21 protein-coding genes are annotated in these 22505 nt (G+C 65.4%); 12 read left to right on the top strand and 9 right to left on the bottom strand.

Going from position 1 to position 22505, the window contains the following annotated elements; translation table 11 throughout:
- Positions 1 to 26: 26 nt before the first annotated feature.
- The 7 genes from ABD791_RS19080 (at position 27) to ABD791_RS19050 (ending at position 8227) form a co-directional block, all read left to right on the top strand.
- Positions 27 to 1151, top strand: a complete 1125-nt coding sequence (locus tag ABD791_RS19080; RefSeq protein WP_345069469.1) for an acyltransferase family protein — start codon at positions 27 to 29, stop codon at positions 1149 to 1151.
- A 140-nt stretch (positions 1152 to 1291) separates the two neighbouring features.
- A complete protein-coding gene (locus tag ABD791_RS19075) occupies positions 1292 to 2623 on the top strand; it encodes a bifunctional o-acetylhomoserine/o-acetylserine sulfhydrylase (RefSeq protein WP_345069468.1) in 1332 nt (443 codons plus the stop codon).
- A 102-nt stretch (positions 2624 to 2725) separates the two neighbouring features.
- Complete coding sequence (gene metX / locus ABD791_RS19070; protein WP_345069467.1) at positions 2726 to 3931, top strand: homoserine O-acetyltransferase MetX; 1206 nt, start codon at positions 2726 to 2728, stop codon at positions 3929 to 3931.
- Positions 3932 to 3984: 53 nt separating this feature from the next.
- On the top strand, positions 3985 to 5154 hold the full coding sequence (locus ABD791_RS19065; RefSeq protein WP_345069466.1) for a sensor histidine kinase: 1170 nt from the start codon (positions 3985 to 3987) through the stop codon (positions 5152 to 5154).
- Positions 5151 to 6419 carry a hypothetical protein gene (locus ABD791_RS19060; RefSeq protein ID WP_345069465.1) on the top strand — a complete coding sequence of 423 codons (1269 nt, stop codon included), beginning with the start codon at positions 5151 to 5153 and terminating at the stop codon, positions 6417 to 6419. The genes ABD791_RS19065 and ABD791_RS19060 overlap by 4 nt, the downstream gene beginning before the upstream one ends.
- A gap of 46 nt (positions 6420 to 6465) precedes the next feature.
- Positions 6466 to 7116: a response regulator gene (locus ABD791_RS19055; protein WP_345069464.1), complete on the top strand. Its 651-nt coding sequence runs from the start codon at positions 6466 to 6468 to the stop codon at positions 7114 to 7116.
- A 142-nt stretch (positions 7117 to 7258) separates the two neighbouring features.
- Positions 7259 to 8227 (top strand): endonuclease/exonuclease/phosphatase family protein, encoded by a 969-nt coding sequence (locus ABD791_RS19050; protein WP_345069463.1) that lies wholly within the window; start codon positions 7259 to 7261, stop codon positions 8225 to 8227.
- Between the two features lie 27 nt (positions 8228 to 8254).
- On the opposite strand, the gene ABD791_RS19045 is transcribed toward ABD791_RS19050, so the two are convergent.
- A complete protein-coding gene (locus ABD791_RS19045) occupies positions 8255 to 9541 on the bottom strand; it encodes an MFS transporter (protein WP_345069462.1) in 1287 nt (428 codons plus the stop codon).
- 85 nt (positions 9542 to 9626) lie between these two features.
- Here ABD791_RS19045 and ABD791_RS19040 point away from each other — a divergent pair, with 85 nt between their 5' ends.
- Positions 9627 to 10097, top strand: coding sequence for a type II toxin-antitoxin system VapC family toxin (locus ABD791_RS19040; protein WP_345069461.1), 471 nt, complete (start codon positions 9627 to 9629; stop codon positions 10095 to 10097).
- Here the strand turns inward: ABD791_RS19040 and ABD791_RS19035 are convergent.
- Positions 10051 to 10356: a thiamine-binding protein gene (locus tag ABD791_RS19035; RefSeq protein WP_345069460.1), complete on the bottom strand. Its 306-nt coding sequence runs from the start codon at positions 10354 to 10356 to the stop codon at positions 10051 to 10053. The genes ABD791_RS19040 and ABD791_RS19035 overlap by 47 nt on opposite strands.
- A gap of 3 nt (positions 10357 to 10359) precedes the next feature.
- Positions 10360 to 11610, bottom strand: a complete 1251-nt coding sequence (locus tag ABD791_RS19030; RefSeq protein WP_345069459.1) for a glycosyltransferase 87 family protein — start codon at positions 11608 to 11610, stop codon at positions 10360 to 10362.
- A 175-nt stretch (positions 11611 to 11785) separates the two neighbouring features.
- Here ABD791_RS19030 and ABD791_RS19025 point away from each other — a divergent pair, with 175 nt between their 5' ends.
- The 3 genes from ABD791_RS19025 to ABD791_RS19015 are packed head-to-tail and all read left to right on the top strand — an operon-like array spanning position 11786 to position 14325.
- Positions 11786 to 12646, top strand: coding sequence for an ABC transporter substrate-binding protein (locus ABD791_RS19025; RefSeq protein WP_345069458.1), 861 nt, complete (start codon positions 11786 to 11788; stop codon positions 12644 to 12646).
- Between the two features lie 9 nt (positions 12647 to 12655).
- A complete protein-coding gene (locus ABD791_RS19020; protein ID WP_425562273.1) occupies positions 12656 to 13561 on the top strand; it encodes an amino acid ABC transporter permease in 906 nt (301 codons plus the stop codon).
- The gene (locus ABD791_RS19015) at positions 13558 to 14325 is read left to right on the top strand and encodes an amino acid ABC transporter ATP-binding protein (RefSeq protein ID WP_345069457.1); all 768 of its coding nucleotides are present in this window, start codon (positions 13558 to 13560) and stop codon (positions 14323 to 14325) included. The genes ABD791_RS19020 and ABD791_RS19015 overlap by 4 nt, the downstream gene beginning before the upstream one ends.
- Positions 14326 to 15227: 902 nt before the next feature.
- On the opposite strand, the gene ABD791_RS19010 is transcribed toward ABD791_RS19015, so the two are convergent.
- Positions 15228 to 16082 carry an ADP-dependent NAD(P)H-hydrate dehydratase gene (locus tag ABD791_RS19010; RefSeq protein WP_345069456.1) on the bottom strand — a complete coding sequence of 285 codons (855 nt, stop codon included), beginning with the start codon at positions 16080 to 16082 and terminating at the stop codon, positions 15228 to 15230.
- A 39-nt stretch (positions 16083 to 16121) separates the two neighbouring features.
- Between ABD791_RS19010 and ABD791_RS19005 the strand changes: the two genes are divergently transcribed.
- Positions 16122 to 17213: an NADH:flavin oxidoreductase/NADH oxidase gene (locus ABD791_RS19005; RefSeq protein WP_345069455.1), complete on the top strand. Its 1092-nt coding sequence runs from the start codon at positions 16122 to 16124 to the stop codon at positions 17211 to 17213.
- Positions 17214 to 17260: 47 nt separating this feature from the next.
- Here ABD791_RS19005 and ABD791_RS19000 read toward each other — a convergent pair whose 3' ends face one another.
- The 5 genes from ABD791_RS19000 to guaB1 form a co-directional block, all read right to left on the bottom strand.
- Positions 17261 to 17638, bottom strand: a complete 378-nt coding sequence (locus ABD791_RS19000) for a VOC family protein (protein WP_345069454.1) — start codon at positions 17636 to 17638, stop codon at positions 17261 to 17263.
- Between the two features lie 204 nt (positions 17639 to 17842).
- Positions 17843 to 18226, bottom strand: a complete 384-nt coding sequence (locus ABD791_RS18995; RefSeq protein WP_345069453.1) for a VOC family protein — start codon at positions 18224 to 18226, stop codon at positions 17843 to 17845.
- A gap of 157 nt (positions 18227 to 18383) precedes the next feature.
- The gene (locus tag ABD791_RS18990) at positions 18384 to 19445 is read right to left on the bottom strand and encodes a hemolysin family protein (RefSeq protein WP_345069452.1); all 1062 of its coding nucleotides are present in this window, start codon (positions 19443 to 19445) and stop codon (positions 18384 to 18386) included.
- The gene (locus ABD791_RS18985) at positions 19442 to 20830 is read right to left on the bottom strand and encodes a hemolysin family protein (protein ID WP_345069777.1); all 1389 of its coding nucleotides are present in this window, start codon (positions 20828 to 20830) and stop codon (positions 19442 to 19444) included. Before ABD791_RS18985 ends, ABD791_RS18990 begins: the two co-directional genes overlap by 4 nt.
- A gap of 116 nt (positions 20831 to 20946) precedes the next feature.
- Entirely contained in the window at positions 20947 to 22386 is a 1440-nt protein-coding gene (guaB1, locus tag ABD791_RS18980) for a GMP reductase (protein WP_345069451.1), read from the bottom strand.
- Positions 22387 to 22505 lie beyond the last annotated feature (119 nt).

The following is a 22505-nucleotide window of genomic DNA, read 5'->3' as shown; positions in this document are numbered from 1 at the left end:
TCCATTCTGCCGGGAGAATAGACACAATGATTGCCCCACTGACCGGCGCCCCACCGACCCATCGACGACGAGTCCCGCTCTGGGACAACGCGCGATGGGTCGCCATCACTCTCATGGTGATCGGGCACGCGATTCTGAAATTGATCAGCGAATCGGATGTCTCCTACGCGGTCTACCTCTTCATCTACGCCTTCCACGTGCCACTCTTCGTCGGCGTCAGCGGGTACTTCGCCAAGTCGGGCCCGCCTGGTACCCGGCAGCTTCACCGGTTGCTGACCGACATTGTTTTTCCGTACCTGATCTTCGAAACGATCTGGACGGTTCTGCGCTGGATGCTGGGCGGCCGGTTCTGGCTCGACTACTCGACGGCATCCTGGACCCTCTGGTTTCTGATCGCCCTGACGATCTGGCGCATCGCACTGCCGTACTTGGTGCTGCTGCGCTATCCGCTGTTGATCAGCGTGCTCATCTCGGTCGGCGCCGGCTACCTTCCCGCCATCGACAGCACCTTCGCCCTCTCCCGCACTCTCGGCCTCCTGCCGTTCTTCGTGTTCGGCTGGCATCTGCGCCAGTGGCAGATCACCGGTCGCTGGCTCACCCTGCGTACGGCGGTGGTCTGGCGCTGGCGGGCGGGCGCCCTCGCTCTCTTCGGCACGCTGTTATTGGTGATCTTCGCCAACATCGAAGCGTTGCGGGCATTGAAAATCCGGCGGTTTCTGCTCTACGACGAGGCCTACCCCACGTTCGGCTACGACCAGATCTGGGCCGGCGGCATCCGTCTGCTGTTGATCGGTCTGGCCTGCGCCTTGATAGTGGCGTTCCTGGTGCTGATGCCGCGCCGACAGACCTGGTTCACCGCTCTCGGCGCCGCGACCATGTACATCTATCTGCTTCACTCGTTCTTGCTCTACCCGCTGAGGGAGAGCGGGATCTTGAGCGGACCGCAGCCATTCTGGGTGCTGCCGGGAGTGATCGTGTTGAGCGTCGGAATCTCGGTGCTGTTGTCACAAAAGTTCGTGAAACGGCTGTTCCGGCCGTTGGTCGAACCGAAAGCCCGCTGGCTGTTTCGCACCGAAGCCGCGACCCCCACCGGAACCATCGTTTTGCCGCCCGAAGATTCGCTTCCTCCACGCGGTCCAACCCCGAGTTGACGCGGCGGATACCCCCCGAATGACCGGCGCAGATGACATTGTGTGTCGATGCGTTTGCGAGCCGGGCGCAGGCTGCCTAGGCTCTCACCAGAGCGAGGATGGACCGCGCTCTCCCCGACAGCGAAGCAGGAGATTTTCCCATGAGCGACAACTCGGCATCCTGGAAGTTTGAAACCAAGCAGGTTCATTCCGGAGCACAGCCTGACCCGGTGACCAACGCGCGGGCCACACCGATCTACCAGACCACTTCCTACGTCTTCAACAGCTCTGAGCACGCTCAGAACTTGTTTGCACTGGCCGAGTTCGGCAACATCTACACGCGCATCCAGAACCCGACCCAGGCGGTCGTCGAGGAGCGCGTCGCTGCGCTCGAAGGCGGAACGGCAGCATTGTTGCTCGCCTCCGGCCAGTCGGCCTCGACCTTCGCAGTGCTGAACATCGCCCAGGCCGGCGACCACATCGTCTCGTCGAGCTCCATCTACGGCGGCACCTACAACTTGTTCAAGTACACGCTGGCCAAGCTCGGCATCGAGACGACGTTCGTGGAGAACCAGGACGACGCCGAAGAATGGCGTCGTGCCATCCGCCCGAACACCAAGCTGTTCTTTGCGGAGACCATCGGCAACCCGAAGATCAACGTGCTCGACATCTCGCTGGTGGCGGATGTCGCCCACGGCTCCGGCATCCCGCTGATCGTCGACAACACGATCGCGACGCCGTACCTGATCCGTCCGTTCGAGCACGGCGCCGACATCATCGTGCACTCCGCCACCAAGTTCCTCGGCGGCCATGGCACGGTGATCGGCGGCGTCATCGTCGACGGCGGCAAGTTCGCCTGGTCGAAGAACGTGGACAAGTTCCCCGGGCTGACCGAGCCGGACCCGTCGTACCACGGTGCCAGCTACACGACGGCGGTCGGCGACGGAATCGCCTACATCATCAAGGCGCGCGTGCAGTTGCTGCGCGACCTCGGCGCATCCATCGCCCCGGCCAGCGCCTGGCAGCTGATTCAGGGCATCGAGACTCTGAGCCTGCGCATCGAGCGTCACGTGCAGAACGCCCAGGACATCGCCGAATGGCTGGACAACCACGCCGACGTTGCGCAGGTCTACTACGCCGGCCTGCCGTCGAGCCCGTGGTACGCCAACGCTAACAAGTACGCCCCGAAGGGTGTCGGCGCTGTGCTGTCGTTCGAGCTCAAGGGTGGCGTGGATGCCGGTCGCGCGCTGGTCGACAACGTCGAATTGTTCAGCCACCTGGCCAACATCGGTGACGTGCGCTCGCTCATCATCCACCCGGCCTCGACCACTCACGCCCAGCTGTCACCTGAGCAGCAGCTGACCGCCGGAGTGACGCCTGGACTGGTGCGCCTGTCGGTCGGCATCGAGAACATCGACGACATCAAGGCTGACCTCGAGCTCGGCCTCGCCGCCGCTCGCGCCGTCGTCGCCGCTGCACGTGCCAACGCCTGATCGGCCCTGCGCCTGAACGGCGCCCCCTCTGAACCGCACAGACACCCCCGCCGACGTAACAATCGGCGGGGGTGTCGCGTTGACGGGCAGAATAGAGGCGCAATGGAATGGCAATCATCAGCAGACACGGTCCCGTCCAGCTTCATCACAGAGGCACAGGCGCGCTCGCTCCTCGGCAAGCCTCCCGCGACGGGTGCCTGGCGTGATGGCGATCCGGTCGGCAACCGTCAGTTTCAGAATCTCGGGCCGCTCAGCTTCGAAGCGGGGGGCAGCCTCCCGAACGTGCGCCTCGCCTACGAAACCTGGGGCACGCTCTCTCCTACCGGCGACAACGCGGTGCTCATCCTTCATGCCCTCACGGGTGACAGTCACCTGATCGGCTCGTCGGGTCGCGGTCACTCCACTGCCGGCTGGTGGGGCGGGGTGGTCGGCCCCGGCCTCGCCATCGACACCGATCGCTGGTTCGTGGTCGCGCCCAACATGCTTGGCGGATGCCAGGGCAGCACCGGTCCGTCGACGCTCGCCCCCGACGGCCTCGAATGGGGCCCACGATTTCCGTTCGTGACGATCAGAGACCAGGTGGCCGCCCAACTCAAGCTGACCGACCGGCTCGGGATCGACCGTTGGGCGGCAGTGGTCGGCGGTTCAATGGGCGGGATGCATGCCCTCGAATGGGCGATCATGCAACCGGAGCGCGTGGAACGGCTCGCCGTGCTCGCCGCTCCCCCGGTCACCACGGCCGATCAGATCGGGTTGAACTCGGTGCAGATTGAGGCGATCCGCACCGACCCGCTGTTTCGCTCCGGCGACTACTACGACGTTGCCGACGGCGACGGCCCCACCCGCGGTCTCGCCTTGGCCCGCCGGATGGCCCTGCTGAACTATCGCAGTCCCGACGAGCTGAACACCCGTTTTGAGAGGGATTGGCAGAGCGAGATCAGCCCACTCGGCAACAATGGGCGCTACGCGGTTGAGTCCTACCTCGACTTTCACGGCAACAAGTTCACCCGTCGCTTCGATGCGAACAGCTACATCGCCCTGGTCGAGGCGATGAACTCCCACGACGTCGCACGCGGAAGAGAGAGCGTCGCCGCTGCCCTGGGCGAGATCACCGCGCGCAGTCTTGTTCTCGGAATCGACACTGACCGGTTGTTCCCTTTGTCAGGCCAGCAGGAGATCGCCAGACATCTTCGAAACAACATCGACGGCGCCGAAGCCGTCGTCCTCGAGTCTGCGTACGGTCACGACGGGTTCCTCATCGAATCTGAATTCGTCGGCGCACAACTACGCCGGCTCCTGCCTGGCTAGCGGAATCCCGATATGGTGCAAGAGTCCAACCTCACAGAATCGAAGCAAGCACCATGCAACGCATTGTCAAGGAGCGCGACCGGCTTCTGCGAAAGACAGCCCGGCTGATCGGTCTGTCGTGCACGGCCACGGCCGTGCTCTGCTTGTTGGTTCCCGGAGGAGTCGCTCCGGCCACCCTCGTGCTCTGCCTTCCCCTCGCCGTCGCGCTGGCGCTCTGCCAGTACCTTCTCGGCCGCAGCGGCTCGGTGGGCTGGGCGACCGGGATCGTGCTCTCCGGTGTCGGCATCATCCTCACCATCGGATTCGGCGACAGCACCTCCGACGGCCTCAACGTCGTCGAGGAGTCGGTCGTCGGCGTGATCGCGGCAGGGGCCGTGAGCTGTGTGGCCATGGTGCTCGCTCAGAGTCTGCGCCGTGCGGTGCTGCTCGCCGTGTCACTCGTGCTCACCCTCAGCAGCGTTGCACTCGTGACCATCGCCGCCGGCGGATCATCACTCCCCCTCGCCCTCGCCCTCTGCGGCTGGCTCGCCAACGCACTCGGCGGCTGGTGGATGGGGCAGAGCATTCCGAAGGTCATGCAGCGGATCGCCGCAATCGGTCGTGCTCACCGCGTCGAACGTCAGGCGAGCGAGCGTGAAGCTCAACGTCGCCACGACGCCAGACTCCTTCACGACACGGTGCTCGCCACCCTCACCTTGTTGGCGCACTCCGGGGTCGGCGTGCGGCCGGAAGCCCTGCGTGCGCAAGCCGGCGATGACGCCCAGTTGCTGCGCCAGCTGCGCCTCGGCGGGATGCCGGCACCCCAGCGGTCGGGCGTGTACACCCTGGAACCCGCCACCGAGTCAACCCTCGGCACCACGCTGGAGTCGGTGAAACAGCGATTCGGCCGTCTCGGCCTCGATGTTGATTGGCACGGCAGCGGTCAGGTGTTGCTTCCGAGCGATGTGCTGGACTCGTTCCTTCTCGCCCTCGCCGAATGTCTCGAGAATGTGCGCCGTCATTCCGGTGTCACCCGAGCCGACGTGACCATTACAGACGACGACACGACGGTGCGAGCGATGGTGACGGATGCCGGTGTCGGCTTCGATCTCACCGCCGTTGACACGGCCCGGCTCGGGTTCGCCGAATCCGTCGTCGCCCGGCTCCGCGATGTCGGCGGCAACGCCCGCCTCTTCTCCTCGCCCAACTCGGGCACCACTGTCGTTCTTGAGGTGCCGAAATGACCAAGTCGACCGACAACCGGGCATACCCGCGTTCACTACAGCCCAGCGAGCAGGCGTTTCAACCGCGGGCGGATTCTCGGCGCTCCGCGCGGCAACCCGGTCACACCGCGCGCGAAGCCCGACTCGAGCAGAACGGTCTCGGCGGACGCCACCTCGGCATCGGCCTGGTTTTCAGCGGCGGCTTCATCACGCTTTTTCTGTTCTGGCGGTTCGCCGTTCAATGGTCGTCGTATCCGAACCCGTTTCCCACGCTGACCGCCTGGATTCTGCTCGCCATTGTGATGACGGTCGCCGTCATCAGCGCTCGCCTCTTCGTTCCCCAGCTGCCGCGCTGGGCCTTCTGGAGTGTGCTCGGCTGCGGGGCTGTCGTTGTGGCCCTCGACCTGGCCGGAACAACCGGACTCAGGGGCGATGGCGTCTTTCCCACGGCCGCTGCCGCCGTCGGCGTACTCCTGAGCACACTCATCACGGTGCAGAGCGAACGGAGCCTGCTCATTGCGACGGGCGTGCTCGGCGTGACGCTGGTCACGGCTGCGTTCCTTGAGCCGCGCACCGACCCGCTCTCCCTGGCGCCCGACATCCTGATTCTGAGTTTGGCTCTGCTGACGCCGGCAATCGGAATCGAGATCGTGCGCGCCTTTCGCCGGATGGTGCAGCTGGAACTCGACCTCGTGCTGGTGCAGAGCACCGTGTCTCAGCCTCGTTTTGCGGTGGGGATGCTGGCCTCCGAACGACTCGCCGCTCTTGACTTCGCAGCCGAAACCCTGCTCGACGACGTCGCGGAGGGCCGCTCACCGCTGCCGCTGCCCGCCGCCACAGCAGGAACTGCCGCGTCACTCGCCACTCAGTTGCGCTTGCACCTGATCGAAGGACGCACCGAAACCTGGCTGTACCACGCCGTCACCGAATCGGAATTCCTCGGCCCGTCGGTGAGCGTCGAAGACCCGAACGGCTTGGCCGGCCTGCTCGCCCCTACTCAGCGGGATGCGTTGCTTCTCGCGATCTGGTTGCTGATCAGTGACGACACGCGTCCGGCAACGACGATCTCGCTCGCTTTCGGACCAATTTCGCCGTCAAAACGTGGATTACTACACCAAAATGTGCGATTTCCAATCAAATTGCTCGCTAAAGGCGTGCCACGCCAAAAGGTTGACCCCGAGACATGGCATGCTATCCGTGTAGTCGGCACGCATCTTGACTCCGTTCGAGACGGCAGTCTTCGAGTTGATATCGAATGCAGTGTTGACAATCCCGCAGATGCTTAATATCGCCACGGTCCAGCGGGAGCAGAGGCAGTAGGAGACTTCAGAGATGAATGCGAACAGCCCCATCCGTCTGGCCATCGTGGATGACCACCGGATGCTGCTCGGTGCTTTGACCGAATGGATCAGAAGCGCGGCAGACGACATCAGCATGGTTGCTGCTGTCACCACCTGGCCAGAGCTGCTCACCCACCCGGAATTTCCTGTCGATGTCGTTCTGCTCGACCTCGACCTCAAAGACAACATTCCGGTCTCGCTCAAGATCTCCACGTTGAAGACCACTGGCGTCAAGACCGTGCTGATGAGCACCTACTCTGAGCCGGCTCTCGTGCGCGAGGCCCTCGCGGCCGGTGCGCTCGGCTATCTCGTCAAGAGCGAAGAAGCGAGCATGATCGTCGAGGCGATCCGCGCCGCGCACAACGGTGAATCGTTTATCTCAGCCGAGCTCGATCTCGCCCTCACCGGCGGCAACGAAGGCTCTCCCCGTCTGAGCGCTCAGGAGCGCCGCGTGATGGCTCTCTACGGCGCCGGCGAACCGGTCAAGGCCGTCGCCACCCAGCTGGGCATCTCAGAAGAGACGGCCAAGTCGTACCTCAAGCGCATTCGCGAGAAGTACCGCCTGGCCGGGCACGATGTCGGCACGAAAGTGGCGCTGCGGAAGCGCGCCATCCGTGACGGCATTCTGCTGCAGAACGACTAACTTCTTTCGCCGCGCCAGCTGCAGTCGCGATACTCGCCCCTGGCTGGCGCCTGCTCTGCGTCGATGACGAGGGGACACGCGGGCGCCACTCGACCTGGCACGCACATCAGCCTCACAGTGGCCTCGAAATAGCATGGCAACCATGCCGGAACGCGTCGATCACACTCACTCTGCGGAGCGCCCGCCTGGTTCCGCGCGCTCTCGACGGGCGTGGGCACGCGTCATTGCAGTCATCGCCCTGCTGCTCGCGGTGCTCCTGGCGATCCACCCGCTGATTGTCGGCCCATTCGGCACCGCGATCGCGACGGTACTTCCGTGGCTCGGCCTCGTCGTTCCGCTGCTCGTTCTCGCGGCGCTCCTGACACGCCGGCGACGTGCGTGGCTTGTCAGCGCCGTTCCCCTGCTCGTGTGGCTCCTGCTCGTCGTACCCCTGATTGTTCCCCTCAGCGGCGCCTCAGCAGCCGAGGAGGATACCTCCACGCTGACCGTCGCCAGTCAGAACGTTCAGGCCGGGTCTGGCACCGCCGCCGCGTCGGCGCAGACCCTGGTCGACGAGGGAGCCGACGTGATCGCTCTCGTCGAACTGGACGGCACGGCACGCGATGCGGCCAGCGACACACTCGAAGCCACCCATCCATACTCCTACGCGGTGGGAACCGTCGGCCTCTGGAGCGTCTACCCCATCCTCAACGAACAGCCGCTCGATCTCGGGCTGGGTTGGAAGCGAGCCCTCGCCGCCGACGTCGACACGCCGAACGGCCTCATCAGCGTGTATGTGATTCACGCAGCCTCGCTGCGTATCGGCTTTCAGAGCGACCGCGACGACATGCTGGCGGCGTTGGCCGCAACAGTGGCGCGCGACGAGAACGACCGGGTGCTCGTGGTCGGCGATTTCAATGCGGCGGTGACGGATCCCTCACTGACCGCGTTGCGTCGCGTCGTGTCGGAGCCTAACCAGTCCACGATGTCGCTCGGCCCGACCTGGCCGGCCGCGAACCCTGTCGTGCGGATCGATCACATTTTTCAGTCCGGTCTCACTCCGGTGCACAACGACGTCGTTCCGGCCGGCGACAGCGATCACCGGGCCGTGGTCACACGTTTTCTGCTCTGAGCCAGAGGCCTGAACTCGCCGCCGCTGCTACTCCCGGGCGCCGGCCCCCACGACGGCCACCGACTGCGTGCCGTACGGAACCGTCAGACCCTTCATCCGCCGCGCCCTGTCGATGCCGAACGTTCCCGCCGCGAGCAGGATTCCAATGGTGCTGAGGCCCGCGCCGATCCAGATCGGTGAGAGGTAGCCGAACCCAGCCGCGATGGCGACGCCCCCGAGGTAGGCGCCGAGGGCGTTGCCGATGTTCAACGCCGAGTGGTTCAGAGCCGCGGCGATCGACTGGCTGTCGTGGGCGACATCCATCAGCCTGCTCTGAATCGCCGGCGACAGAGCGGATGCCGACGCCCCGATCAAGAACACGCCGAGCAGCAGTCCGATCAAGAGCTGCGCACTGAGCGCCAGCCCCACCAGGGCGACGATCATCAGCAGGAAGAACCCGTAGATCGTGCGGCGCACACTCTTGTCGGCAAGTACCCCACCGACAAAGTTGCCGACGACCATTCCCAGGCCGACGACCATGAGAACGAGCGGAACCGTGCTCGCCGGCATCCCGGTGATCTCGGTGACCAGGGGGGCCACGTAGGTGTACACCGCGAAAAGCCCACCGAACCCGATGGCCCCGATGCCGAGGGCAAACCACACCTGCAGGCGCCCGAACGCGCGCAGCTCGTTGCGCATGGTGGCCTGCGGGTTGCCCGGCTGCAGGGGAACGAAGAGGGCGACGGCGAGAAAGGTGAGCACGAAAATCACTGCAACCGCCAGGTAGGCGATGCGCCAGCCGGAGTGCTGACCGAGCCAGGTGATCGCCGGCACGCCGATCACATTGGCGATGGTCAACCCTCCCAACACGAATGCGACACCGCGGGCGCGCTTGCCCGGCCCCATCAGGTCGGCGGCCACGAGCGACGCGATTCCGAAATAAGCGCCGTGTGGCAGGGCTGCCACGAATCGGGCCACGAGAACCAGGCCGAAGCTCGGCAGCAGCGCCGAGGCGATGGTTCCGAGAGTGAAGGCGGTCAGCAACACCAGCAGCAGTTGTTTGCGCGGCCACCGAGCCGCCGCTGCCGCGATCGTCGGCGCACCGACGACGACCCCGAGCGCATACGCGGTGATCAGCCAGCCGGCCTGCGCATTCGCGGCATCCGGTGAGACGGCGGCCAGGTTCGGCAGCAGATCGGCGGCCAGGTTCGGCAGCAGTCCCATGGCAACGAACTCGGTCGTTCCGATGCCGAAGCCACCGAGCGCAAGCGCCACGAGGGCAAGACGAATTCGGGCCGGCGACAACAACGTCGGCCCGTCAGAAGAGGGGTGCATCATTCCAGCCTAAGGCCTGGTCAGCGCCGCCCATTCCTCGGGCGCGCCCCGGGCGGATGTCGTCAGTGCGGCGCATACTGTGCCCATGACTCGATACGCGATCGATGCCGCCACGGCCATCCGTCTGGTGCGCGAACGAATCACGGTGTCAGACGAACACCAGCTCGTCGCCCCTCATCGGTTGCGTTCGGAGGCGCTCTCCGTGCTCTACCGATCGGTTCGCCGGGGCGAGCTGAACGACCATGACGCCCTCGCACTCCTCGACGGCATCACCACGATGCGCATCCGTCTGCTCGGTGATCGCGTCTCGCGGGCCGTCGCCTGGCGAATCGCGGCAGAGCACGACTGGGAAGACACGGCGCGTGCCGAGTACGTCGCAATCGCCCAGCTGCAGGCGGATGCCTTCATCACCGACGACGCGGACCTCGCGCACGCGGTCGCCGGCATCGTCACGCTCGCGCCATTTGAGGCGCTCTCGACGCCGGCCCAGCCGCTGCCGTCACAGCCGCCTACGCCTCGTCGATCGCCTTCTCGAGGCGCTCGACCTTTCCGGTGAGCTCCCCGGTGTGACCGGGGCGGATGTCGGCCTTCAGCACGAGGGACACCCGCGGGCCGAACGCACCGACGGCTTCTGTCGCGGCCTTGATCACCGCGAACACCTCATCCCACTCGCCTTCGAGGGTCGTGAACATTGAATCGGTGTGGTTCGGCAGACCGGACTCCCGCACGATCTTCACCGCGGCGGCAACCGCGTCGTGCACAGAGGCATCCTCATTGCCGGCGCCGGAGGGCGCGACCGAAAAAGCGACAAGCATTGTTTACTCCTTCACGAGTTCTGGTGAAAAGTGTGCGCCAGGCAGCTGGGTGCCACCCGAACCGTCGCGCCGGATGTGCGCGGTCGCGAGGGCCCAGAGCGCCCAGCCGAGCAGCACGAACTCGAGCACGTTGCGAAGGGTCAGCACCAGCACCATGGCCACCGTCGGCACGAGCAACCCGTCATAGAAGTAGGGGTAGATGAGCTGGGTGAGCGCGGCAAGCACCAATCCCAGAATCGCCGGGGTCGACCAGCGCGCACCCCCCACCGCGATTCCCAGAATGAGCGGCGCCGCGATCCAGCTGATGAACTGCGGTGACCCCACTTTGTTGATCGTGATCATGGTCAGCACCAGCGCGAGCACCAACGGCGGCAGCAGTGTCTCGATCGCTGCCCCCCGACGCTGAGCCCGCACCCCGAGCAGAAGCACCACCCCGACCGCGAGCACCAGCAGCGGAGTCATCAGAAGCGCGGCCAGATCCGTGCCAGGGCCAACGACCTGAAAGGTGAGAATGTCGAAGTCGTAGTAGACGGTAGAGCCTGGCACGCCGAGCGCGGCCAGCCACATCCAGATGGTGCCGACCGGGGACTCGATTTGAATACCGCGCCCGGTCTGCTGGCCGACGAAGCTGACGACGTTGAGGCCGCTGCCCAGGATGAGCGCGATCACCACGATCACGGCGCTCGTGACTCCGGCGATCAGCGTGATGCGCCAGCGCCGCGGGGACACCACGACCAGCGCGGCGAGCGCCGCAGCCGGCCACACCTTCACCCAGGTGGCGACGGTGAGCAACACGACTCCCCAGAACGGTCGGGTGCGCAGCCAGAGCAGGGCGATGATGACGAGTGGAACCGTGATGGAGTCGATCCGAGCCAGGGCGATCGGCCCGAGCAACAGCAGGAAGGCGAGCCACCACCAGGCGGTCCCGGCGAGACGTCGCGTCGGCGCCCGGCCCATCCCGAGCAGAACGGCGAATGCCACGGCGTCAAGCACCGTGACCAGACCGAGCCAGACGAGTGCGTAGGCGGCAGAACCGAATGCCAGGGCGAGAACCATCGGCACCAGCGCGATGATCGGGTAGACAAACGGGGTATCGATGCCGACAATCGCGTCGCCAGACACACTCAGTTCGGCCCACGGTCGGTAGACGCCCTCGACATCGCCGAGCGGCCAGCCGACGGCGCTCAGGCAGAGCCAGATCAGCCAGCCGTGCACGAGTGCGAATCCGGTCCAGAGCAGTGAGCGACGGGTCATCCACCCAGCGGATGCCGCGACGGGCGAAGTCTCAAGTTGCTGCACGGTTCACTTTCCCACATTGTCGGACGCAACATGAGCCGCGCCCCCTCCTCGTCACATTTCGACGCGCACCAGCAGCGAATCGGCTGCTCCGCCATGCTGGATGAAACGTTCGCATCACCGAGGAGACCTCATGCCCCGTCGTCGCACCTTCACCCGCGGCCTCGCGGTCGCTGCCGCCGCCGCAACCGTGTTCGCACTCAGCGCCTGTGGCGCGACCTCCGGAGCGGAGACGAGCGCAGAATCGACGTCCGGCACGGGTGCCGGGTATGTGACCGAGGGCAAGCTGACGATCGCCACCGGCGATCCGGCCTACTTCCCCTGGGTGATCGGCGAGCCCGAATCGGGCGAGGGGTTCGAATCCGCCGTCGCCTATGCGGTCGCCGACAAGCTGGGCTTCACCAACTCCGACGTCGTCTGGGTCAGCAGCACGTTCGATCAGGCCATCGCTCCAGGGCCGAAGGACTTCGACTTCAATCTGCAGCAGTTCTCGATCACCCCGGAGCGCGCGGCCGCCGTCGACTTCTCCTCGCCGTACTACGAGACCACCCAGGTCGTCATCACCACCGATGCCTCGGCCGCAGCGTCCGCGACCTCCATCGCCGATTTGAAGGGTCTGCTCGTTGGCGCGCAGACCGGCACGACCAGCTTCACCGATGCCGAAAAGCTGATTGCTCCGACTGCGGGCGTGCAGGTCTTCAACACCAACGACGATGCCAAGCTGGCCCTGCAGAGCGGGGCCGTCGACGCCATCGTCGTCGACCTGCCGACCGCCTTCTACCTGACCGGAGTCGAGCTCGACGGCGGTACGATCATCGGCCAGCTCCCGGAGTCGGGTGCCGGTGGCGACAAGTTCGGGCTGGTCCTGGCGAAGGACAGCTCGCTCACGCCGGCGGTAACCGCTGCCGTCGACGCGTTGCGGGCCGATGGCACGCTCGACGAGCTGGCCGCGACCTGGCTGGCCGGCAACGCAGACGCTCCAGTACTCAAGTAGTTCGAGGGCGTGACCACCACACTCGGCCGGAGTCGCTCCGGCGACCCGTTGCCCACCGCACCGCTCTCCACCTCACCGCCTCCCAGCGAGAACGAGCTGGGCCGCCGCGCCTTCCGCCAACGCCAAACCGGGCGGGCGGTGCTGATCAGCGTCGTCAGCACCCTCGTATTCGCGGCGCTGGTGTGGTTGTTCGTCGTGAACACGCCGGGCTGGGCCGCGGTACGAAAGAGTTTCTTCGACCCCGCCGTCGCGATCAAAGCGTGGCCAAGGGTATTCGAGGGTCTGTTGCTCAACATCCAGGTGCTGATTTTTGCGGCGCTCGGAGTGCTGATCTTCAGCCTGATCCTCGCCACCCTTCGCACGCTTCGCGGCCCGGTCTTCTTTCCGCTGCGTGCCCTCGCCGCAGGCTACACCGATCTGTTCCGCGGCGTGCCTCTGCTCATCGTGCTCTACCTGGTCGGTTTCGGCCTGCCGGGCCTCGACATTTTCCCCCGGATGCCGGTGGCGTTCTGGGGCACCGTCGCTCTCATCCTCACCTACTCGGCGTACGTCTCAGAGGTCTGGCGGGCCGGCATCGAGGCGGTGCACCCGTCTCAGGTGCTCGCCGCCCGATCGCTCGGCCTCAGCCACGGCCAGACCCTGCGCAGGGTGGTGCTGCCGCAGGCGTTGCGCAAGGTGACCCCTGCCCTGATGAACGACTTCGTTGCCATGCAGAAAGACGTCGGGCTCATCTCGGTGCTCGGCGCCGTCGACGCGGTGCGGGCCGCACAGATCGAAACCGCCGCCAGCTTCAACTTCACCCCCTACGTGCTCGCCGGGCTGCTCTTCGTGCTTCTCGCGCTGCCGATGATCCGACTGACCGACTGGATTACTGCGCGGATGCGCCGGCGCGAGCAGATCGGAAGCCTCGTATGAGCGCACTCAACGCGACGACCCCGGCCACGACCACTCCGGTGCTGCGCCTCGACGGCGTCCGCAAGTCGTTCGGCCAGAACACCGTGCTCGACGGCATCACCCTCGACGTGCACAAGCACGAGGTGCTCGCCCTGATCGGCGCGAGCGGATCGGGCAAGTCGACACTGCTGCGCGTGATCAATCTGCTCGAGCAGGTCGACGACGGCCAAATCTGGTTGAACGAACACGACATCAGCGACCCGCGCACCCCGGTCGACGCCGTTCGCTCCCGCATCGGCGTGGTCTTTCAGCACTACAACCTGTTTCCGCACCTCTCCGTGCTCGACAACGTGACGCTCGCCAGCCGCACCGTGCACAAGCAATCCCGTGCCGTCGCAGAGAAGCGCGGCCTCGAGCTGCTCGACCAGATCGGCCTGGCCGACAAGGCGCGCGACTTTCCTGACCGGCTTTCCGGCGGCCAGCAGCAGCGCACCGCCATCGTGCGGGCCATCGCCACCGAGCCAGAACTCTTGCTGCTCGACGAGGTCACGAGCGCGCTCGACCCCGAGCTCGTCGGCGAGGTGCTCGATCTCGTGCGTCAGCTCAAGCAGACCGGAACCACGATCGTGATGGCGACCCACGAGATGAGCTTCGCCCGGGATGTCGCCGACCGCGTTGCGTTCCTGCATCACGGTCGGGTGCTGGAGATCGGGGAGCCCGCCGCGGTGTTTGAGAACCCGCAGGAGGAGCGCACGCGCGAGTTCCTGGCGCGCATCCCGCGCTAGAACCTCCTCGTTGATCGAGGAGCGCGCGTGCGAGCACGCGTCTATGAGGTATATGACCGTTTCGTTGATCGAGGAGCGCGCGAGCGTGCGAGCACGCGTCTCGAGATCTCGCGAGCCAATCCTTGAACTTGGGTTGCGTGTGAACATCGGCTCACGGGGTCTCGAGACGGCCGCGGGCGGCCTCCTCGACCACCGAAATGGTCAAATTCGTCCACCACAATGCCGCACAGCGGCCCCGAAGCTCGAGATCTCGCGAGCCGACCCTTGAACTTGGGTTGCGTGTGAACATCGGCTCGCCTGCGGCCGTCCCGACCCTTCTCTGGGTGATGCCAAGCCGCGTGGGCGTCGAGTTTCCTAAAAGTTGACCGTGCGATGTAGCTGGTTGAGGCAGCGAACCTCCGTCAGACAGACCGCATCCGCTGCGCGGGTCCGGTGCCGCCACGCGGGTCGGCGCCAATGCGCGCAGCGGCGCCCAACGCGCGCAATTCGCAGTCCGCCCATCAACGTCCCTGCCGTACATCCGCCACGCGGGTCGAATGCCACCGCGCGGGTCGGACGCCGAGCCCGATTGCACCACGCGGGTTGACAACCGCCACGCCCACTGAACTCATCGGGCGTCACGGTTTTCGACCGACGCGACGGCGTTCCGGTGGTCGACAAGAACGGTCAGCGACCTCGGGAGTCACCTTCCACCTTGTGCATGAGCACCAGCCTGCCAGCTGTCAACCAGACAGGCTAGCGATCGTTACAGAGACCCCGTAAGCCGAGCTTCGAACGCAACCAGCGTCAAGAGATCGGCGCGCCGGGTCTCGAGACGCGCGCTCCTGCGTCGCGTGCTCCTCGACCAACGAGACGGCCCATATACCTCATAGACGCGGCCTCCTCCGTCGGCTGCTCCTCAATCACCGACCGGGCGTGCCGCCCAACAAGGCAGCGATCGTTGCGGGCAGCGCCTCCGCGACATCGAGTGCCGCGATCGGTCCCCCGGCCGACGCCCGCAGCGCAGCCTGCGCGTGCAGCAGCGACGCCGTCGCGGCCAACTCCGCCAGTGCGTTCTGGTCGTTCTGTGCCTGCTCAGCGTGAGTGGCGACCAGAGCTCCGAGGATGCCGCCCAGCACGTCGCCGGTCCCGGCCGTCGCCAGCCACGGGGTACTCCCCGACACCCGAATCTGCATTCCGGCCGGGGACGCAATGTGGGTCACGCTTCCTTTCAGCAGCACCGTCACCTGCAGCGTCGCCGCCGCACGAACCGCCCACTCCCCCGGCGCCTGCTGAAGTTGCTGGGGTGTCGCCTCGATGCCGTGCCGGCTGAGCAGCGCCGAGAGTTCACGAAAATGCGGGGTGATCACGATCGGTGCGCCGCCCACCACGAGGTCGAGGCATCCTGCATCGACGACGCTCGGCAGCCCCTCGGCGAGCGCCGCGGCAACCATCGCCGTCGTCTCAGTCGAGCGTGTGCCGGCATCCATTCCCGACCCCGTCAGCCAGGCCTGCACGCGTCCGGCGCCCCTCACGATCTCCGGGCGACGGGCCAGCACGAGGTTCTCTGCACGCTCCGGTCCGCGGTAGCGCACCATCCCGACCCCCGTGCGCACCGCTGCTTCGACACCGAGCACCGCGGCTCCCGGGTACTCACGTGAGCCGGTGATCATCCCGAGCACACCGCGTGAGTACTTATCGTCGGAGGCCAGGGGCACGGCAATCCAGTCGCGCGCTCGCTCTGCGGTCCAATCGAGCCAGTTCCCGGCAATCGTCATTCACTCACGATAGGTTGTTTCGTCTACGAAAGGTCTCCGATGTCGCCCACTTCTGCGCTCTTCACCCCCTTGACCGTGCGCGGGCTTACCTTTCGCAACCGGGTGTGGGTCGCACCGATGTGCCAGTACTCGATCGAGGCGGCCGACGGCGTTCCGGGCGATTGGCACCTTGTGCACCTCGGCGGATTGGCGACCGGCGGGGCGGGACTCGTCATCGCCGAGGCGAGCGCGGTCAGTCCGGAAGCCCGCATCTCCCGCGTCGACACCGGAATCTGGAACGACGAGCAGGCAGCGGCCTGGCGTCGCGTCGTGACTTTCATCCACTCGCAGGGCGCACACGCCGGCATCCAGCTCGCACACGCCGGGCGCAAGGCCTCGACCTGGCCGGCCTGGGGCCACGACGTGCACGGCACCGTTCCTGCCGCAGAGGGCGGCTGGCAGACCGTGTCAGCCTCCGCCCTTCCCTTCCCGGGGTACGAGCCACCGATCGCCCTCGACCAGGCCGGCATCCGCTCGGTCATTGCCGACTTCGCCGCCGCGGCAGTGCGTGCGGTTGCCGCTGGCTTCGACCTCGTTGAGATTCATGCGGCCCACGGCTACCTGCTCCATCAGTTTCTGTCGCCGCTGAGCAACCAGCGCGACGATACCTATGGCGGCTCTCTCGAGAACCGGGCGCGGCTGCTGCTCGAGGTGATCAGTGCGATCAGGGATGCCGTCGGCGAAGGCATTCCGATCTTCGTGCGGTTCTCGGCGACCGACTACGCGCCGGGCGGCTGGGATGAGCAGCAGACTGTCACCGTCGCCCGCTGGGCGGCCGAACGGGGCGCCGATTTCTTCGATATCTCCTCGGGCGGAAACGTGACGGGGGTGACGATTCCACTGGGACCCGGCTATCAGGTTCCGTTGGCCGAGTTCGTGAAGACCCGCACTGAGCTTCCGGTGAGCGCGGTCGGCCTCATCACGACTCCCTCCCAAGCGGAGGCGATCGTGGCGTCCGGGCAGGCTGACGCCGTTTTGCTCGGTCGGGAACTGCTCCGGGATCCGCACTTTCCGCTGCGCGCGGCGCACGAACTCGGAGTCAGCCTCGACTACTGGCCGCCGCAGTACCTGCGTGCGCAGTGGCGTGACTAGATTTCAGCGCTCTGACGAGGCGCCTGCTCTGACTGCACGTGCAGCGACTACGCGCGTTGCCCGAGTGCGTGGATGTTGCCCTCGCTGTCGGTGAACCACGCGGTGCGTTCCCCGCCCAGCTCTGCAATTCCGTTCTCCGTCTTCAGACCGGGAAAATCGAAATCGGCGAAGACGACGCCGCGCCCTCGAAGCTCGGCCATTTCCTTTTCGAGATTGTCGGTGGTCCACGATACTTGGGTGTTCTTCGCCGATCCCGCATTGTCGGTTTCGTAGAGGAAGAACCCGCTGCCGGCCGTCGTGCGGTAAGTCAGGCCCGCCTCGTTCTCTTCTGCAGGTTCGAGCCCGAGCACGTCCCGATAAAACTCCCGCGCACGCTTCAGATCCTTAGCTGGAAGCACAGCCATTGCTTCGCATGAATTCAACATGACTCCGTCTTTCTGCTTGCCCCGCGGCCAGCGTACGCCCGGGCCCGCGAGCAGGCGAGACCTCTGGGCACGGTCTCACCCCCACGCCCGCTCGCGCTCTACCCGACCACATCGCACCGCGGAGGCGACGCTCTAGCTGCGTGCTCCGTCGCATGACGACCCAGGTGTCGAGTCAGCGTCAGACAACCCGAATGGGAGTCATCGCTACGCAGTGCGCTCGCTCACGGCGAGGATGTTGCCTTCGGTGTCGAGAAACCAGGCGGTTCGCATCCCCTCCGTCGTGGCGATGCCGTTCTCTGTCTTCAGGCCCGGAAAGTCGTACTCGGCGAAGACGACTCCGCGCCCCCGCAGATCGGCGACTTCCGCGTCGAGGTCCTCCGACAACCAACTCAACTGGGTGTTCTTCGCCGATCCGGCATTGTCGGTTTCGTAGAGCAGGAACGATGTCCCGCCGCCGGTGCGATACAACACCCCGTCCCCGCCAGGCATCTCCTCGGCTTCGAACCCCAATGTGTCTTGATAGAACGCCCGCGCCCGCGCCAAATCCTTGGCCGGAAGCACGGCCATCGATTCCAATTTCTGCAACATGAGCATGCCCTTCTTCTCGCCCCGCGGCCAGCGTACGCCCGGGTCAGCGAGCTCGCGAGGCCCCTTCACTGGGCTCGTACCGGTCACGGTTCGAGCCCAGCGCGAGACGTCAACGGCCCTCAGCGAGACCAGCGCGCGAGCTCAGCGAGGCGTTGGTTCAGTCGCGACGCGTCGCATCCTGAACCTCGCCGACGAGCTCCTCGATGATGTCCTCCAAGAAGAGCACACCCGTCGTTTCGCCCTCAGCGGTGAACGAGCGCGCGAGGTGAGCGCCGGAACCACGCATCGTCGCCAGGGCGTCTTCCAGGTCGGTGTTCTCGAAGATCGAGACCAGCTGACGGATGAGTTTGGCCGGGATCGGCGCAAAGTACCCGCCGGATTCCCCGTCTTCGTCGGTCTCTGCATCCAGGTCGAGCACATCTTTCAGGTGCACGTATCCGGTCGGTTCCCCGGCCGGGTTGACCACGACATAGCGCGAGAACCCGTACTTGGCCACAGCGCGCTCGACATCGGCAGGGGTTGCCGTTGCCGGGAGGCCGATCAGTTTGTCGATGTGAACCGCGACATCCTTCACCTTGAGTGTCGTGAACTCGAACGCGGCGTTCAACGCACCGGTTCCATCGCTGAGCACGCCCTCGCGGGTCGACTGGCTGACGATATTGGCCACCTCATCGAGCGTGAACGTGCTCGTCGCCTCATCCTTCGGCTCGACGCCGAACAGGCGCAGCACCGCATTCGCGCAGGCGTTCAGCATGTAGATCACCGGCTTGAACACGCGAGCAATGAAGACCAGTGGCGGCGCGAGCAAGAGCACGGCCCGGTCGGGCACCGAGAATGAGAGGTTCTTCGGCACCATCTCGCCGAACACGACGTGCAGGTAGGTGACCAGCAGCAGGGTGATGGTGAAACCGATGGTGCCGATCGCCTCTTCAGACAGTCCGGTCAGGCCAAGTGGAATCTCCAGCAAGTGGTGGATGGCCGGCTCTGACACGTTCAGGATCAGCAGAGAACAGACGGTGATGCCGAGCTGTGCCGTCGCCAGCATCAGAGTTGCATGCTCCATCGCCCAGAGCGCGGTCTTCGCGCTGCGTTTGCCCGCCTCGGCGAGTGGTTCGATCTGCGAGCGCCGCGCGGAGATCACCGCGAATTCGGCACCGACGAAGAAGGCGTTGCCGGCAAGCAGCACCACCAGCCAGGCTATTCCGGCCCAGTCGCTCATCGCTTCGCCTCCGCATCACTTTTCGCGGAATTCTTCACGGAGTTTTTCACGGCGTTCTTCGTTGTATTCTTCACGGCTTCTTCCGGCTCCGGTTCGGGAGCAGGGGTGAAGCGCAGTCTGTCGATGCGGCGCCCGTCCAGACGTTCGACGCGCATCGTCCCCGCGTCGATGTCGACTACGTCGCCAACGACCGGAAGCCGGCCGAGTTCACTCATCACAAAACCAGCGACTGTCTCGTAGGGCCCGTCGTCAGGAACCACGAATCCGGCGCGTTCGAGCACCTCGTCGGGGCGGAGCAGACCGGGAAAGGTGAGCGAGTCTTGCGAGCGCACCACACCGGCACGGGTGCGGTCGTGCTCATCGGCAACCTCACCGACCAGCTCTTCGACCAGGTCTTCGAGGGTCGCGACGCCGGCGGTTCCTCCGTATTCGTCGACGACGACGGCCATCTGGTAGCCGCGGCCTTTGAGCTCCCCGAGCAGGCTGTCGAGTTTCATGGTCTCTGGCACGCGAATTGCCTCAGATTGCAGGGCAGACACCGGGACATCCGCTCGGCGATGCCGCGGCACGGCGACAGCCTGCTTGATGTGCACGATGCCGACCACGTCGTCGACGCTTTCGTCGATGACCGGAAACCGGGAGTAGCCGGTCTGCCTGGTCAGGTCAATCACGGCTTGGGCCGACGCGGTGCGATTGATGCTGGCGACCCGGGGGCGCGGGGTCATCACATCGGATGCGGTGTGCCCGGAGAACTGCAGGGTGCGGTGCAGCAGCGTCGCAGTGTCTTTCTCCAACAGTCCTGCGCTGGCCGAGCGGCGAACCAGCGACGACAACTCCTCAGCCGTGCGTGCACCGGAGAGCTCTTCTTTCGGTTCGATGCCCATCGATCGCAGGATGCCGTTCGCGCTGCCGTTCAGCACGAACACGACAGGCTTGAAAACGGTCGTGAACGCGGTCTGAAACGGAACGACCAGCTTCGCGGTCTGGATGGGCAGGGCCAATGCGAAGTTCTTCGGCACCAGCTCACCGATGATCATCGAGACGAGGGTCGCGATCACCACGGCGAGCACCGTCGCGGTTCCCGGAATCACCACTTCCGGCAGGCCGAGGGCCGTCAGCGGCGGGGTAAGCAACCCGCTGAGCGCCGGCTCCATCGTGTAACCCGCGAGCAGCGTCGTCAGAGTGATGCCGAGTTGCGCGCTCGACAAGTGGGTCGAGGTGATCTTGAGCGCGGCGATGGTCATCGCCAATCGGCTCTCACCGCGTGCCTGACGCGCCTCGAGGTCTGTTCGATCGAGGTTGACCAGCGCAAACTCGCTGGCGACAAAAAGGCCCGTGCCCACGGTCAGGATGAGGCCGATGCCGAGCAGAATCCACTCAAACAATGCACTCACCGCCGCAGCTCACGGGCGAAGGTTTATGACTGGGGGAACTGGCAGAGGGAGGGTCATCCATTGTGCGCCAAGTATATCGACCGGTTCGGGGCTGTTGCTGCACGTCGCTACCAGGAGACGGGCAGCGCCTTGCCTTCTTCGTAGCCCGCAGCCGATTGAATGCCGACCAGCGCCCGCTCATGAAACTCGGTCAGTGTGCTCGCCCCTGCATAGGTGAAGGAGCTGCGCACACCGGAGGTGATCATGTCGAGCAGGTCTTCGACCGACGGCCGCAGCGGGTCGAGGTAGATCTTCGAGCTTGAAATCCCCTCAGCGAACAGCGTCTTGCGGGCGAGTTCGTAGGCGTCGAGCCGATCGAACCTGTCGCGCACCGCCTTCGTCGACGCCATCCCCCAGCTCTCTTTGTAGAGCGCACCCTGGGAATCGGTGTTGAGTGTGCCGGGAGCCTCGATCGTTCCGGCGAACCAGGAGCCGATCATGACGGCGGATGCCCCTGCCGCAAGCGCGAGGGCGACGTCGCGTGGGTAGCGCACCCCGCCATCGGCCCAGACGTGCGCCCCGGCGTCGCGAGCAGCAGCTGCTGTTTCGAGAACCGCCGAGAATTGTGGTCGCCCAACGGCGGTCATCATGCGCGTTGTGCACATGGCGCCCGGCCCGACACCCACTTTCAGGATGTTCGCACCTGCGCCGACGAGATCGGCGACCGCGTCGGCGGTGACCACGTTTCCCGCCACAATCGGCAGGCCGAGCCCGAGGTCGGCGACGATGCTGAGTGCCCTGAGCATGCCCTGCTGGTGCCCGTGCGCCGTGTCGAGAACGAGCACGTCGACGCCGGCAACGGCCAAAGCCTTCGCCTTCGCCGCCACATCGCCGTTGATTCCGACCGCTGCGGCCACCTTCAACCGACCAGACGTGTCGACCGCGCTCTCGTACAGGGTCGAGCGCAGCGCGCTCTTGCGGCTCAGCGTTCCGATGACCGCGCCGTGGTGCATCACGGGCATGAAGTCGAGGTCGGCCTCGGTCATCAGATCGAAGGCGCGGCGTGGTCCATCGACATCGTCGGCGTCGATCGAGGCGAGGGTGCCGTGAATCAGGTCGCCGAGTTTGGCGTCGGGAAGCGCGCTTGCCAGACGGGACGCGACAATGCAGCCGAGGTACTCGCCCTGTGAGTCGCGGATGACCAGGCCCTGCCCGTCGACGGGCGGAACCTGACGGAGCGCATCCTGAACGGTGTCGTCCGGCCCGAAGTGAAACGGGGTGTCGAAACGCGGCGACTGGTCCTTGACCCAGCGAATCGCTGCATCCAAATCCTGTAGGTGCATGTCTTGTGGCAACACGCCGAGCCCACCGCGGCGGGCCAAAGCTGCGGCGAGACGCGGGCCGGTGACCGAGTTCATGTTTGCTGAGACGATCGGAAGGGTGGTGCCGGTTCCGTCTCCCGGGGCGAGTGAGACGTCGAGTCGGCTGGTCACGGCTGACTGACTCGGCACGAGAAACACATCTGAGTAAGTCAGGTCATGATTGGGCACGGCTTCGTAGAACCTCATGCGAACCACGCTAGCGCGCCGCGTCGGTGAACGCAGCAGCTTGGTATTGGATTAGGCTTGAAGGGCAAACTGAACCGGCGATTCTTTGTCGCCTGGTGCATCCAGAATCAACGGAGAGA

It is taken from the genome of Glaciibacter kafniensis (assembly GCF_039538945.1).
GTDB lineage: Bacteria > Actinomycetota > Actinomycetes > Actinomycetales > Microbacteriaceae > Cryobacterium > Cryobacterium kafniensis.
This window is presented reverse-complemented; position numbering and strand designations above follow the sequence as displayed.